Raw genomic sequence first — 13,763 nt, forward strand, 5'->3', positions numbered from 1 at the left:
AAGATACTATTCATCAATTTTGTAACCAATTCCTTTTATGGTTTTAATGTATGGAATATCCATTTTTTTTCGTATGTTTTTAATATGTGTATCGATTATTCGTGTTTCCCCGCAATATTCGAATCCCCAAACTTTTTCTACGATGGATTCCCTTGTGAGCACTTTCTTTTCATGCTGAAGCAGCAGTTGAAGCATTTCGAATTCTTTAGTCGTTAGGGATATTTCAGCCTTATTTACGTATACCTTGTATGCGTCACAATCCACATGTATTTCTTTAAAAACCAAGTGGTTTTTAGCACTTTGGTCATAGCTTCTTCTCAGTACTGCTTCAACTCGTCTAATCAAAACATGAAAAGAAAAAGGTTTCGTCATATAGTCATCGATTCCAAGATCAAAGCCTTTCATTTGATCTTGCTCTTCTTCTAATGCGGTCAATATGATAATGGGGATATTTGACTGTCGTCGGATCATTTTGGCAACTTCAAACCCGTTAAGGTTTGGCAGCATTACATCCAAAAGAATTAAATCAAAGGATTGTTTATTAAATTGCTTCATTCCCTCTAAACCATCTGATGCCACTATAACCGTGTACTGCTGTGTCATTAAAAATTGTTTAATCAATTCCTGAATCTCTTCGTCATCCTCTATCACGAGAATTCGATAATTACTCATTTCATCACCTCTACTAGCGTTATTATAACCGGCCTATCTGGAGTTCATGTGGAGATGCAGACGGTGTTACGCTTAAATGTTAAGAGATTTAAAAGAATAAAATAAAATTGTAGAGTATGCTTCGTTACTTGATCATTCCTCATTTCAATTCAAATACGCACTAATGGAAAGAAAAAAAGTGAAAAGTTGAAAATTGAGCCACTTTTGCACTAAAAATATAAAGGGGATTGTGGGATAGCGGATAATCTTTGCCATTTGACCCTAATGGAAATTAATTTGCGGCCCATCCCTTCAAATACCAGTAAGTTAATATTCCTCAATATATAACTCGCTAAATCCAAAATATCCATTTTTTGAATAAATCTAAAAGCAGAGCCTCATATTATAATCGAAAGGATGTGGCACATGACAAAAAATATATCCACATTCCAAGCGACGATGGTATTGATCCTCACCATCGGCTTGATGAACCATGTCATCGTTTTGCCCTCACTGCTTAGTGCTTCTGGAAGGGATTCATGGATAAGTGCTTTGGTAACAGGGGTGCTTTTCCTTTTGTGGCTACCCATGATTTATTGGATCATTAAAAAGACTGGGCAGCAGCATCTAATTGGCTGGCTCCATGCCCACAGCCACCCTATGGTCGCCTGGTTCATCAAAATCCTGCTATCCTTGTTATTGCTGCTAAATGTATATGTCACCTTATACAGCACCTTCTCATGGGTAAACAGTACATATATGATTCAAACACCAGAATACATTTTATTCATCCCTTTCATCATTCTCTGCTTTTTTGCTGCAGAGGCAGGAATCCGAACGATAGCCATAGCTGGAGGGCTCGTTTTACCGGTTGTCGTGGCCCTCGGATTTATGATCATGACGGCAAATATACAATTCAAGGAATATTCCTTGCTTTTCCCCATTTTGGAGCATGGGTTTACCCCGGTATGGGATGGTGCCGTAATCCTTGGTGGTGGGTTTACAGAGATTTTTCTTTTCATATTGATACAACAGTATGTGAAGTCGGATATAAAGTTCAGGCATTTATTTTTTCTGGGTTTATTTATTTTAATGATTAACGTAGGTCCGATAATCGGCTCGATTACGGAATTCGGTCCGACCCAGGCCGCCAAAAGCAGCAATCCCGCTTATGCACAATGGAGGTTGCTCACGATGGGGAAATATTTGAACCGATTGGATTTTTTATCGATTTATCAATGGCTATCGGGTGCATTCATCCGTGTATCATTGTCGATTTTCCTAATAGGTGAGCTGTATCAAATTAACTCAAAAAAAATAAAAAATATATTTTTGGTGGCCGTATCACTTATCCTCGTCATCTCGCTTTGGGTCCCGATCGATATTCCGGCTTTCAGAAATTTCACTGACCGCTATTATTTCAAGATAAGTGTGCTGAGCATTTTATTTATAACCATATTCATCAACATAATCATTTTATTAAAAGGGAGGGTGAGAAGAAATGGAGCCGCTGTTTGACAAACATAATGACGGGAGTGCTTCTGGAATTCAGCTGAAATCCGAATATTTCACTGAACTATTCAATATGAGCTCAGATATTAAATTCAAAAAACACATTATAGAATCTGATGGTATATCCGATGCACCTCTTTCCTGTATGTTGATATTTTCAGAAGTTATGATCGACGTTAAAAAAATGTGGGAATCAGTGGCAAGACTTGAAGGGAGTTTATTGTCCCAAATTTCACTGATGGAGGAGGAAGGTGCCGAGCATGGGCAAGTTGAATTTAAATTTAGTCGAATAAACCCATTAACCACTACTTCAGAAGAGATAGGGGAAAACGTATTTTCCGGCATGGTATTGATGTTATTCGAGGAATTGGGATTGCTTTATATGTTTGCTCTTCCGAACATCCCCAATCGAAGCCCTGAGGAAACCAGCACGGAAATTTCAATTCGCGGGCCGCGGGATGGCTTCATTGAAGATATCTCCGTTAATTTAGCTTTGATTAGAAAAAGGTATAAGTCTGCTTCACTCGTAAATCAATCGTTCATCATTGGTAAAAGGAGTAAGACCAAAATCAATTTATTGTATGTGAAAGATATTGCAGATCAAAACATCATAAAACAAGTAACGGAAAAGATTTCTTCAATAGAGACAGATATCTTGTTAGGCACCACAGAACTTGAACAGTTCTTGTCGGGCAGCAGGTTCAAGTTCGTTCCATTATTTGATTATACAGGAAGGCCGGATTATGCTGTAGCCAGTTTGAACAATGGTCGCTTTGCCATATTGGTTGATAGCGCCCCAACCGCCTTAATAGGCCCAGGTAACATAACGTTCATGTTAAAAGCGGCTGAAGATCGCCATACAGCTTCATACTATACTAATTTCGAGTATTTTTTTCGGATCATAGGTCTAATAATATCAGTATTTCTCCCAGGTTTTTATATTGCCATTATATCCTTTCAATTAGATCAGCTTCCCTTTTCCTTTTTGGCGACCATAACGGTATCGAGGTTTGGTTTACCTATCTCACCGCAGCAAGAGGCATTCCTGATAATGGGATTATTCGAGCTTTTTAGAGAGGCGGGTGTCACACTGCCTAGAGCGATTGGGCAATCTCTGGCGGTGGTTGGAGGATTGATCATTGGTGATGCGGCAATCAGAGGTGGGATAACGTCCCCAACGATGTTGGTAGTGGCTGGCACGACTGCCGTGGCTACTTATACATTAATCAATCAATCCGTTGGCGGAATAGTGAGCATTGCAAGATTCTTCGTATTATTTCTTTCCTCCATCTTGGGATTATTCGGATTCTTTCTTGGCGTTTTTTCCATAGTCCTTTATTTATCAAGGCTGCAGATTTACGGGTTACCGTATTTAGCACCCATATCTCCCTTATCTTTTAAAGATATACTAGGAGGAGTCTTCGTGAAGCCATATCTATTTAAAAAGAAACGAGCGGCAATGCTGAAAACCAAGGACAAATCAAAAGGAAATGGATGATGAAAAGAATCCTTGTGAGTTTGTTTATCGGAATGAGCCTGCTTACATTAACGGGGTGCTGGGATACTAAGGATATTCAGGATATTCAATATATAAGTGCAGTGGGGATTGATTATCGGAATGGACAATATGACATCTATGTACAGGTGACATCCTTTGCCGGTGTGGCCAAACAGGAAAGCCTTGAACCGAAACCTACCCCTGTTTGGGTTGCAAAGGGGAGCGGGAAAACGATTAATGCGGCTTTGAATGATATTTATAAAAGGTCAAACCAATATGTATATTGGGCTCATGTCCAATTGATCATTTTTTCTGAAAACTTATTGAAGCATGGACTGGATCAGGTGAACGATCCCATTTTAAGATTCCAGCAAATAAGGGAAACCACGTGGTTATATGGAACGGACGATTCGTTGGAAGACATCCTCATTGTCAATAGTTTATTCGGATCTTCCGTGCAAACGAGCATTTTTAATCCGGAAGATATTTATAAATTAAGATCTTATGTCGCTCCCATCAGGATCCAAAGTTTTTATACACAAAATTATGAGTCAGGAATGACCGTTAAGCTGCCCAAAATCTCACTTTTACCCGAGGTGTGGAAAAAACAGGGGGGATCGAAGAATACAGTAAAGCTAACTGGTTCGTATTTGATCAAAAACAACCAATTAAAAGCCAAAATAGCTAACAAGCATCTTAGCGGGCTCAGGTGGTTAACAAAATCAACAATCAGGTCACCGGTTGCTGTAAAGATCAATGAGGACACTTCCGTTGAAATGTCCTTAATCAGGCCCAAGTTCGACATAAAGCCAATTTTCATGAATGATAAAGTGGCATTCGATATTTCAATTAAAGTAAATGGTGTCGTTAGGGATATGGAAGGCAACATCCCTTTGCCCATCTTAAAGGATAAAGTGGAGCATGTATTAGCGAAAGAAATTAGGTCCACATACACGTTTGCCCTTGAAAAAGGGACGGATATTTATAACCTGGAAGAAACAGTCTATAGGAAAGATGTTAAGAAATGGAAGGCGATTTTCGGGAATGACTTTACACTTGCGGAAGATTCGATTCGCAATATAAATGTGGATGTCACCATTGAACAAACAGGCGATTATAAATATGAGTTCTTGAATTGAAACTCCACTCACTCAAAGTATTGGATTGGAACATTTAGTAAGGGGACTGCCGTGACTAAAAGAGTCAGGAGCGTGGCAGTCCCCTTCCATGGGGGCATCAAACTAAACCGCTTCTTTACTTCAGTAGACCGACGCGAAATCCGTGGACGACGACTTGTGTCCGATTTTTGGCTTTGAACTTGGTCATTAAACTACTTACATAGTCCCTTATCGTATGCTCGCTTAATTGCAATAAATCGGCCATTTTTTTATTGTTATGTCCTTCTGCCAGCAAACTCAAAATCGTCGACTCCCGTTCCGTCAATTGGAGTCCAGTATCTATTGGCACCTCATCATCCTTTCTGGATAAATATAAGCCCAACCTTTTTCCAACCAGTTCAAGCAATAGGAGATCTTCTTTCACATAATCGAATTCAACCCCCAATTGGTCGAAGGTTAGCCAACCGAACACCTGCTGATCGTGAACGATCGGTATAAAAATAACGGATGATAGGTTAAATAACTTTATATGCTCTTCTTTAATGTAATGGTGTGGATCTTTTAAGAATACAGGCTTTTTCGAATTGAAAACCAATGACTGCTTTGCGCTTAGCTGGCCTTTCATACTTTGTACCTTTGGAAGATCCGCTCCAATCGTCCCATATAATTGATTGGACCAAGGGATATAAGCATAAAAAACACATCTTTTAAAATGAAAGAACTCTTCACATTTTTTTAAGATATGGGCAAAATCCTTGATGCCAGCTGAATGGATTAGAAGTTCATCCAATTGATCCAGTAATTGCAGCCTGGTCAGCTCCGCATTTTCCTTATCGCTTTTTGAATATTGGTTTCGCTCATCACCATCCCATTTGTTATAGCTATGGATAAGATGAGAAAATATCGATAATAGAAACATCAAGATGGAAATGATATGGGGATGTTTCAGATTGACCATTAAGGTAACGATGGCTTTTTCAAAGATTAGCCGAAACATGCTGAAAAGCTTTTCATCAATCAGGGATAATTGTGATTGGAGCCAGGTGTCCATATACCTTTCATGTGTATCTTCGATGTCTTCAATGCTTTGGGAGGAGATGAATAGTAAAAAAGATTCCAGTAATGTTTCTAACGTTCTTCGCTCGGATTCTCCTATGAATGGCTCCAGGTTCAGATATATGTTTATATTTTCTTCAATCTGCTTGTTATGGCTTTTTATGAATAAAATGAATTGTTTAAACGTTATCTCTTCATATGGATGAATGGGCTGGGTCATGGGGGATTTTTCTCCTCAATAACAAAATACCCCTATAAAAAGGGGGGGATATCTTATTATTATACAGCATTTTATAGGATAGTATTTGAAAACAAGAGGAGTAAAATATAGGTATAAGCCCACAAGAAAGCTTTTGCCATTCCCATTCATTGAAGTAATCATGGCTGCTTTCAGTGCTTGCATATGATTCGATGACATAGGAAAACCTCTAGGGATGAGGATTCTTGATTTTGAAGGAATCTGGAACATGAAAAATAAATAAGGGGGATCTGATGAAATGAAACGACTCGAAAACAAGGTAGCCATCATTACTGGCGGAGGAACAGGCATCGGGAAAGAAACCGCTTTATTATTCGCTAGTGAAGGAGCAAAAATCGTCATTACTGACATAAACCAAGATTCCGGAGCTCAAGCTGTAGAGGACATTCAAGCAATCGGGGGGGAAGCGTTATTCATTCGTCACGATGTCAGCAGTGAAGAAGATTGGAAGAAGGTTGCGAAGGAAACGATTGCTGCTTTTGCGAAAGTGGATGTTCTATTCAATAATGCGGGTATTTATATCATTAAACCCGTTACGGAGATTGAACTGGAGGAATGGAACCGGCTGATGTCGATCAACGTGACCGGCGTGTTCCTGGGAATGAAACATATCATGCCATTGATGGCGAAGCAAAATAAAGGATCGGTCATCAATGCATCATCCATTGCAGGCTTGATCGGGGCGCCGGGCCATGTTCTTTACGGTGCAAGCAAAGGAGCAGTCCGGGTCATGACAAAAGACGCTGCCATCGAGTATGCATCAACGGGAGTCCGGGTGAATTCGATTCACCCAGGATACATCGATACCGGGATGGCAGACTATGCATCAGAGCAAACGGGCAGTTCAAAGGATGAATTGGGTAAAGAATTTCCTTTAGGACATTTGGGAACTGTCAAAAACGTGGCGAATACGGTGCTTTTCATTGCTTCTGATGAATCGTCCTATACGACCGGTACGGAATTTGTGATTGATGGCGGAGCGACAGCCCGCTGAAACCTGCAAAGCAGCGGGGGAAGAAATGAAAACCGAAGGAGTGTTTGGAATGAGACTACAAGATAAAGTGGCAATCGTAACAGGTGGAGCAAGTGGGATCGGGGCAAGCACGGCGCAATTATTTGCAGAAGAGGGAGCAAAGGTTGTCATTGCGGACTTTGCTGATCATGGACAAGCTGTATCTGATGAGTTAAATGGAAAAGGGTACGATACTCTTTTTGTTAAAACCGATGTGACGAATGAACAGGACATAAAGAATATGATTGAAAAAACGGTCGATCAATTCGGGAAACTGGATATCATGTTTGCGAATGCCGGAATTGCAAGGGATGGAAACATTCATGAGTTAAGCTATGAGCAATGGCAAAAAACGATTGATATTAATTTATCAGGCGTCTTCCTTTCAGATAAATATGCGATACAGCAAATGCAAAAACAAGGTACAGGCGGCGCCGTCGTCAATACTGGCTCCATTCACAGTCATGCCGGGAAGCCAGGGGTAACGGCGTATTCCGCTGCGAAGGGCGGGGTCAAGCTATTAACCCAAACATTAGGTACCACTTATGCAAAAGAGGGGATACGCGTCAATGCCGTTTGCCCAGGTTATATTGATACACCGCTCATTGCGGCAGCACAGGGTGATGTAAGGCAAGGTTTGATCGATTTACATCCAATCGGCCGGTTGGGCAAAGCAGAAGAAGTGGCTAAAGCCGTTCTTTTTCTTGCAAGTGATGATGCCTCATTCGTGACAGGCACAAGCCTTATTGTCGATGGCGGTTATACGGCAGTATAAACCCTTTTTCTAAAGAGTGGCAAAAAAACGAAGAATCGGAGCTTCTTCCGTATGGGAGGCGGTGTAAATCGCTTATCCTTCGGAAGGGCTCTTTTTTAGATGTTTTTAGTTGTTTTATGCGAATAAGCAGCCTAATGAATGACATTACCGAGAGCGAATGTCCTATCTATGCTAATGCAACTTATGATAAACTAAGGTTGTTCTGTATTTCCAAATAACGGAACTTTCATTGTTCCGTCAAAGAGACAGAATAATTGAATAATTAATGGGAATGAACCCTTATCTAGTGCCATCTACAATACCTTGCAAATTTTAATGTTGACCAAATGAAGCAAAAGGGATGAAATTGGAGGGGATACAATGGATGTAAAGACACTTCTATTACAACAATGGGCAAGCTGCTTAGATGAAGAAGACTGGTTTCCACCGCTTGAAAAAGTGCTGGAGGATATCACGTTTGAACAGGCAATTTGGAAACCAGCTGATGGGACAATGAATTCCATTTGGGAATTAGTTTGTCATTTACTATTCTATGAAAAGAGATTTATGATGCGATTTCTAGGGCAAACAGCAAATGAACCACAGGCAGAAAATAATGATTCCACCTTTCGATTACCAACCGAGACGTTAGAAAATTGGAAGGAAACAAAACAAGAATATTTTGAAGTTCATCGTGAACTTGAGAAAATACTGGAGAAATCAGGACATGAAGATTTGTATAGGCAGATCCCAGGAGAAGATCATTCATTAGTGCTTGAACTGAAGAGTTTAGCGATGCATGACGCATATCATATTGGGCAAATTGTATATCTCAGTAAAATGCAAGGAGCTTGGGCCAGTAAACGCAGCTTTTAGCTCTTAGCTTTACAGTTATTCCATTAAAAGGCCATTTTAAAAAATAGGGGAACTTCCAAATCGGATGTTCCCCTATTTTTTTCTGAATAAACAACCATATCACGAACTCGACAGGCTGTACTAGTCGTGCGGTTAGGCTATGTTTAGTATGTATATAAAGGGAACAATAAATTATCACAAGGGACATATGTCCTTTCGTCAATTTCCACTTCTGTATTTTAATGAGTACAAGTCATCCAGAAAGGAGGAGAAAAGGTGAAAGGGATATTCTCTTCAATTATTGCAGGCATATTCATTTCGTTGCAAGGCGTGTTCAATTCAAGAATGAGTGAGGAAATTAGTGGGTGGCACACCACTGCGATTGTGCATCTTGTCGGATTTACCTTGTCGATCATCATTTATTTGATTGCCCGTGATGGAAGAGCGGAGGGCTTTCGTGAGGTTCCTTATTTTTATTTGCTGGGTGGCATGCTAGGGGTCGTGATCGTGTTCGGGGAGATGACAGCGATAAATTTGCTGGGCATGTCCTTTGCAATCGCAACGATTTTAATTGCACAGCTTCTTTGTGCATTCGTTATTGATACAAAGGGACTATTTGGTATGTTCAAGCACAAGATGTCATTTCAAAAGGTATTTGGAGTGGCCATGATGTTAGTGGGTGTCATCATATTTAAATGGTAAAGGTGATGGATATTGAAAAAAATAAATGATAGCTCAGCTATTCCTGGATATCTTGATCAATTTCAGTTGAATAGAGTTTTTTCGGAAGAAACGAAGAGGAAATTATCTCTTTACCAATTCGAGAAGGGGGAAGTGTTATGTTCTAGGGGGGAGGATATTCAGCACATGTACTTTTTAGTTAAAGGCAAGATGAAGATTTTTACAACTTCCCCCGAAGGAAAATCATTGATCGTACGGTTTAAGACGCCCCTTGCCGTTTTTGGCGATGTGGAATATATAAAGGAGATGCATGTCCTCCATACAGTTGAAGCAGTCAGTGAAGGGAGAGTCGTTTGCGTTCATTTTGATGATTTAAGGTCGATGGAAACGAAGCGAGCTGAGTTTCTGCATTTTTTGTTGGAAATCATTACCCAAAAGTTTTTTACGGAATCACATGCCACAAGTTTGAACAGGCTCCATCCTGTCGAGACACGTCTTGCAAGCTATCTTTTGTCTCTTTCATCCGAAGGAGACGGCTCCATGTTTCATAAGGAAATGGGCACTTCCAATCTGACGGAAGTCGCTGATCTCATCGGTACAAGCTATCGGCATTTAAATCGGGTCATACAAAAATTGTGTGAAGAGGGAATCATCAAACGTAAACAAGGAGCTCTATATATTGTGGATTTGTCGAAGCTGCGGCAACGGACAGATGGAAATATTTACGAATGAAATAGGAGGGCAGGAGTATGCAAGGAATTTTGTTTGGAATCATTGCAGGGGTTTTCATTAGTATACAAACGGTCTTTAATGCCCAATTGAGTGAAAAGATCGGGTCTTGGGCGACAACCGCTATCGTCCTGGGACTTGGTTTCATTTCGTCTTTCACGATGTTTAAAATCATGGATGATACGAGCCTGTTGGCGATTGGCCGTGTAAATAAGTTGTATCTATTAAGTGGAGTCATGGGTGTTGTGCTAGTCTATTGCATCATGCAGGCAATCCGCATCTTAGGGCCGGCATATGCCATTTCCATTGTACTTGTCTCCCAGCTTACAATGGCCGTTCTTATCGATTCGTTTGGATGGTTCAGTTTTGGGAAGGTTCCTTTTACGATGAATAAATTGATCGGGCTCGGGATTATGATAGCAGGAATCCTTGTTTTTAAGATGAAAAAGCATGCATACAAAAAAATACGGTTATAATTCAGTCGATTAAGCTGAATAACCCCCCTAATTAACGCAACAAAGCGAATGATTAGGGGGGAGTCTATTCATGTTTTACGAATTCGTTGTCCTGGAAGCATAAGGGAAAAGGGGATCTTTAAGTTCGAATTCATAGCTTTGTGCATTTACAATTCCGACTACTTTTTCATGTTCATATAGCTGGATCAAAAATTGAGCCATCTCTTTTGCTGTATGATACTTGGGCAAAGTGGCATCATATTGGAATTCCTCAACATCAAACGATCGTTTGGCAAATTCGGTTTCAGTTGCGGCTGGAGCCAATACCTTAGCTTGCATTTTAGCACCTTGGCTTTTAAGCTCATGTGCAAGACCTTCTGTAAAGGCACTGACATAAAACTTGGTGGCACAATAAGTGATGGCATCTGCAACAAGAGTGTATCCACCGCCTGATGAGATATTGATAAGCTGAGTGCCCTCAACATTTGAATAGTCACGAACGTAGAGAGAGGACAATATGGTTAATGCCTCAATATTCAAGTGGAGCATTTTCTCGATTTTCGGCAGCCTTTGCTCTCCGATTTTATCGAAATTGCCGAAGCCTGCATTGTTGATCCACGTTTCGATCTGAAGGTTTTTAAGACTTTCATACAGCCCATAAACATTGTCTGTAACAGATAAATCTGCAGCATGAACGACGATATCCAATTGTTTATCCATTTGCTCAATTTTCGTTTTTAGTTCGTCCAAATTTTGTTTTCTCCTGGCAACGAGAACTAAATTTTTTCCTCGGGATGCAAATGCTAAAGCAGTTTCATATCCAATACCGGAGCTAGCCCCCGTGATGACCGTATAATTTTTCATGTGTACCCCTCCATTAATTTATGATAGGATGTCATTGTATTACTTAGAGTGCACTCTAAGTCAACTATTTAGAGATACTGAGGTGTTTTATTATGTATTCCATAAGTGAAGTTGGGCAAATGCTTGGAATAAGCCCACATGCCTTACGCTATTATGAAAAAGAAGAAATCATAACGCCGGAAAGAAATGCTCAAGGAGTTAGGCAATATACGGATTCTCAGCTTAAATGGATGGAATTTGTGAAAAAATTGAGGGAAACACAAATGCCTATCGAACAAATTAAAAAATATACCCAGCTGTTCAAAGAAGGAGACCATACATCGATGGACCGCTTGAATCTGTTAGAGAAACATCGCCGAACCATCGAAAGTCAAATTGAAACACTGAAAACCACTGAAGCCATGCTTGATAAGAAAATCACGGCATATAAACAACACTTATCCACAATGAATTTGTCAAACAGCTAGTCCTTCAAAAAAATCACCGAAGTTAAGTGTCTCTTCCGCATATCACAGTATTAACGATGCTGTTTTTTATTATCGTTAATACTGTTCAATCTTAAAAAAAGGACTTTACCATATTCAAAATGTAAATAATTATCACGCTAAATTAAAGAAGTGGTTGGCTCGATTTAACGGTTTAGCTTCAAAATATCTACAGAATTATTTAATATGGTTTTTATTTCTTGATAATAAGGAAATGGAAGCAATGGTATCCTGGAAAAAGGAGATGTTATTCCTTTCTTGTATGTTTTAGAACCATAGAAACAAATAAAACCTTGAGAGAATCACACTTTTAAAATTACTTATATTCTTCGTGTATGTAATTTGTAACATTAACGCCAGAGGGTTCAACACTTAAAGTTAATGTATCAACTCCAATATAGTTATGTGCTTTTTCAAAAGGAAATATTTTTACAACTACATTGAAGTCAAAGCTTCTTCCACTTTGAGTTCGCTTAATACTGATGATTTTTACATCATAAAGTGCATATTGAGTAAGTTCACCATAATACCCTGTTACTGCATTACCTATATGTGGAGATAAAGTTGTAATAAATGCATCTGAAAGTAAATTATCGTCATTTTTTGCTTTTGAATCAACAGGTGAAGTTACTGCTAATAATATCGCCATAAGAGAAATAAACAATGATTTTTTCATACATTGGCACCGCCTTTATTTGTTTATTCCTAATATGACAATAACAAATTCAAGGTATACATAATTTTTGTTTTTAAAAACAACCATTGTTTATAACATAGGCTTTTTTTAAAATAATTTTAAGAATATGTAACAGAATTTCGTTTCCCAATTCTTCCTCAAAACGACTTGCAGAAGAAAAGGGTGGAAAATGTATCGGCGATGGTATCTTTTGGCATCAAATCAAGGCAGCCATAGTGATCCGGATGAAGCTTGGATCTCTATGGCGCGTCACATTTTTTTAACGAGTTACATCGGATTAATTGAAGAAGGCTCTCTTCAATGATTAGTTGCAATACCATTGTCCATTATAAAAAATACACTTTTGTCCGCCTTGCTGTCCGCCCTGCTGTCCCCCAGGAAAACCAGGGAAAGGCTGCCCTTGCTGTCCACCTTGCTGACCGCCCTGCTGTCCACCCTGTTGTCCGCCTTGCTGCCCTGGCTGTTGTACTGGTGGGCACTGTAATCCTAGATATTGTAATCCAACAATATCATTGTGATGAACCTCGTTTGGCAATCCATCCTCCAGGATTTGAACCATGCCAGTTGTGTTGTTGATTCCCATCAAAATGAATGTGTGTGTCGAATTGCCCCAAAAACCCCTGAAACAATGCCCTTGGCGGCCTGCTTTTAATTGACTTTGAATCGTTGCAGTAGGAACTAAAGATTGCACTCGTTCTGCGTATTGATAAGGCATATTAGCATAATAATTATCGTAATAATATGGTACATTGTTTTGATGAAAGGCGTAGTTATAGTTATACATTCCGAAATCCTCCCTTTTAGGTACACTATAAAATATGTGAAAAGAAAGATTATGTCCGACATGGACAAAGATGGACAATGAAATTGGGCGGCCTAATTTATTGGATGGCTACGGAGTGGGGAGCTGCCTTATGAAGCGGGACCAAAAGGACTGGGTCCCGTTCGGTACAGCTGACATTTATATTTCATCTGTCAACAGGTTTTTTTTATAAAAAAGATAAGCATGGATGGGAAGTAGCACGCTTTGCTTTCGTGACGTCGTCATATGCTAGGAAGGGTTTTAAGTGAGCGGTATAGAAGAAGATATTAATAAATGATAGGATCATCTAAAAAGCAGATTCTTAAAACGAAACT

15 protein-coding genes and 1 pseudogene are annotated in these 13,763 nt (G+C 39.6%); 11 read left to right on the plus strand and 5 right to left on the minus strand.

Going from position 1 to position 13,763, the window contains the following annotated elements:
• Window positions 1–6 precede the first annotated feature (6 nt).
• Window positions 7–672, minus strand: a complete 666-nt coding sequence (locus ABE28_RS09575) for a response regulator transcription factor (protein ID WP_064466289.1) — start codon at window positions 670–672, stop codon at window positions 7–9.
• A 405-nt stretch (window positions 673–1,077) separates the two neighbouring features.
• Between ABE28_RS09575 and ABE28_RS09580 the strand changes: the two genes are divergently transcribed.
• Genes ABE28_RS09580 through ABE28_RS09590 form a run of 3 tightly spaced genes read left to right on the plus strand, consistent with a single transcriptional unit; the run spans window position 1,078 to window position 4,800 of the window.
• A complete protein-coding gene (locus ABE28_RS09580; RefSeq protein ID WP_064466288.1) occupies window positions 1,078–2,169 on the plus strand; it encodes an endospore germination permease in 1,092 nt (363 codons plus the stop codon).
• The gene (locus tag ABE28_RS09585) at window positions 2,153–3,661 is read left to right on the plus strand and encodes a spore germination protein (protein ID WP_064466287.1); all 1,509 of its coding nucleotides are present in this window, start codon (window positions 2,153–2,155) and stop codon (window positions 3,659–3,661) included. The genes ABE28_RS09580 and ABE28_RS09585 overlap by 17 nt, the downstream gene beginning before the upstream one ends.
• Window positions 3,658–4,800 (plus strand): Ger(x)C family spore germination protein, encoded by a 1,143-nt coding sequence (locus ABE28_RS09590; protein WP_083232018.1) that lies wholly within the window; start codon window positions 3,658–3,660, stop codon window positions 4,798–4,800. Before ABE28_RS09585 ends, ABE28_RS09590 begins: the two co-directional genes overlap by 4 nt.
• A 115-nt stretch (window positions 4,801–4,915) precedes the next feature.
• Here ABE28_RS09590 and ABE28_RS09595 read toward each other — a convergent pair whose 3' ends face one another.
• On the minus strand, window positions 4,916–6,055 hold the full coding sequence (locus tag ABE28_RS09595) for a LuxR C-terminal-related transcriptional regulator (RefSeq protein WP_064466285.1): 1,140 nt from the start codon (window positions 6,053–6,055) through the stop codon (window positions 4,916–4,918).
• A gap of 277 nt (window positions 6,056–6,332) precedes the next feature.
• On the opposite strand from ABE28_RS09595, the gene ABE28_RS09600 reads away from it, so the two are divergent.
• The 6 genes from ABE28_RS09600 (at window position 6,333) to ABE28_RS09625 (ending at window position 10,601) form a co-directional block, all read left to right on the plus strand.
• Window positions 6,333–7,088, plus strand: a complete 756-nt coding sequence (locus tag ABE28_RS09600) for an SDR family NAD(P)-dependent oxidoreductase (protein ID WP_064466284.1) — start codon at window positions 6,333–6,335, stop codon at window positions 7,086–7,088.
• A gap of 49 nt (window positions 7,089–7,137) precedes the next feature.
• Entirely contained in the window at window positions 7,138–7,881 is a 744-nt protein-coding gene (locus ABE28_RS09605) for an SDR family NAD(P)-dependent oxidoreductase (RefSeq protein WP_064466360.1), read from the plus strand.
• Window positions 7,882–8,241: 360 nt separating this feature from the next.
• Complete coding sequence (locus ABE28_RS09610) at window positions 8,242–8,736, plus strand: DinB family protein (protein ID WP_064466283.1); 495 nt, start codon at window positions 8,242–8,244, stop codon at window positions 8,734–8,736.
• 255 nt (window positions 8,737–8,991) lie between these two features.
• Complete coding sequence (locus ABE28_RS09615; protein WP_064466282.1) at window positions 8,992–9,417, plus strand: DMT family transporter; 426 nt, start codon at window positions 8,992–8,994, stop codon at window positions 9,415–9,417.
• Between the two features lie 66 nt (window positions 9,418–9,483).
• Window positions 9,484–10,128, plus strand: a complete 645-nt coding sequence (locus ABE28_RS09620; protein ID WP_257390806.1) for a Crp/Fnr family transcriptional regulator — start codon at window positions 9,484–9,486, stop codon at window positions 10,126–10,128.
• A 17-nt stretch (window positions 10,129–10,145) separates the two neighbouring features.
• Window positions 10,146–10,601, plus strand: a complete 456-nt coding sequence (locus tag ABE28_RS09625; protein WP_064466280.1) for a DMT family transporter — start codon at window positions 10,146–10,148, stop codon at window positions 10,599–10,601.
• A gap of 75 nt (window positions 10,602–10,676) precedes the next feature.
• Here the strand turns inward: ABE28_RS09625 and ABE28_RS09630 are convergent, their stop codons facing one another.
• The gene (locus tag ABE28_RS09630) at window positions 10,677–11,444 is read right to left on the minus strand and encodes an SDR family NAD(P)-dependent oxidoreductase (RefSeq protein ID WP_064466279.1); all 768 of its coding nucleotides are present in this window, start codon (window positions 11,442–11,444) and stop codon (window positions 10,677–10,679) included.
• Window positions 11,445–11,536: 92 nt separating this feature from the next.
• Between ABE28_RS09630 and ABE28_RS09635 the strand changes: the two genes are divergently transcribed.
• Together ABE28_RS09635 and ABE28_RS24970 are read left to right on the plus strand one after the other, a co-directional pair.
• The gene (locus ABE28_RS09635; protein WP_064466278.1) at window positions 11,537–11,911 is read left to right on the plus strand and encodes a MerR family transcriptional regulator; all 375 of its coding nucleotides are present in this window, start codon (window positions 11,537–11,539) and stop codon (window positions 11,909–11,911) included.
• Window positions 11,912–12,008: 97 nt separating this feature from the next.
• Window positions 12,009–12,200 (plus strand): annotated as a pseudogene (locus tag ABE28_RS24970) (hypothetical protein); the annotation flags it as partial.
• 45 nt (window positions 12,201–12,245) lie between these two features.
• Here the strand turns inward: ABE28_RS24970 and ABE28_RS09640 are convergent.
• Both ABE28_RS09640 and ABE28_RS09645 read right to left on the minus strand, forming a co-directional pair.
• Window positions 12,246–12,605: a DUF3888 domain-containing protein gene (locus ABE28_RS09640; protein WP_064466277.1), complete on the minus strand. Its 360-nt coding sequence runs from the start codon at window positions 12,603–12,605 to the stop codon at window positions 12,246–12,248.
• 325 nt (window positions 12,606–12,930) lie between these two features.
• Window positions 12,931–13,410 carry a hypothetical protein gene (locus ABE28_RS09645; RefSeq protein WP_064466276.1) on the minus strand — a complete coding sequence of 160 codons (480 nt, stop codon included), beginning with the start codon at window positions 13,408–13,410 and terminating at the stop codon, window positions 12,931–12,933.
• Window positions 13,411–13,763 lie beyond the last annotated feature (353 nt).

Origin of the sequence: Peribacillus muralis, from assembly GCF_001645685.2 — a bacterium.
Taxonomy (GTDB): domain Bacteria; phylum Bacillota; class Bacilli; order Bacillales; family DSM-1321; genus Peribacillus; species Peribacillus muralis_A.

Coding starts and splice junctions, on each gene's coding strand:
- ABE28_RS09575 (WP_064466289.1), bottom strand. CDS start 672: ATGAGTAATTATCGAATTCTCGTGATAGAGGATGACGAAGAGATTCAG.
- ABE28_RS09580 (WP_064466288.1), top strand. CDS start 1,078: ATGACAAAAAATATATCCACATTCCAAGCGACGATGGTATTGATCCTC.
- ABE28_RS09585 (WP_064466287.1), top strand. CDS start 2,153: ATGGAGCCGCTGTTTGACAAACATAATGACGGGAGTGCTTCTGGAATT.
- ABE28_RS09590 (WP_083232018.1), top strand. CDS start 3,658: ATGATGAAAAGAATCCTTGTGAGTTTGTTTATCGGAATGAGCCTGCTT.
- ABE28_RS09595 (WP_064466285.1), bottom strand. CDS start 6,055: ATGACCCAGCCCATTCATCCATATGAAGAGATAACGTTTAAACAATTC.
- ABE28_RS09600 (WP_064466284.1), top strand. CDS start 6,333: ATGAAACGACTCGAAAACAAGGTAGCCATCATTACTGGCGGAGGAACA.
- ABE28_RS09605 (WP_064466360.1), top strand. CDS start 7,138: ATGAGACTACAAGATAAAGTGGCAATCGTAACAGGTGGAGCAAGTGGG.
- ABE28_RS09610 (WP_064466283.1), top strand. CDS start 8,242: ATGGATGTAAAGACACTTCTATTACAACAATGGGCAAGCTGCTTAGAT.
- ABE28_RS09625 (WP_064466280.1), top strand. CDS start 10,146: ATGCAAGGAATTTTGTTTGGAATCATTGCAGGGGTTTTCATTAGTATA.
- ABE28_RS09630 (WP_064466279.1), bottom strand. CDS start 11,444: ATGAAAAATTATACGGTCATCACGGGGGCTAGCTCCGGTATTGGATAT.
- ABE28_RS09635 (WP_064466278.1), top strand. CDS start 11,537: ATGTATTCCATAAGTGAAGTTGGGCAAATGCTTGGAATAAGCCCACAT.
- ABE28_RS09640 (WP_064466277.1), bottom strand. CDS start 12,605: ATGAAAAAATCATTGTTTATTTCTCTTATGGCGATATTATTAGCAGTA.
- ABE28_RS09645 (WP_064466276.1), bottom strand. CDS start 13,410: ATGTATAACTATAACTACGCCTTTCATCAAAACAATGTACCATATTAT.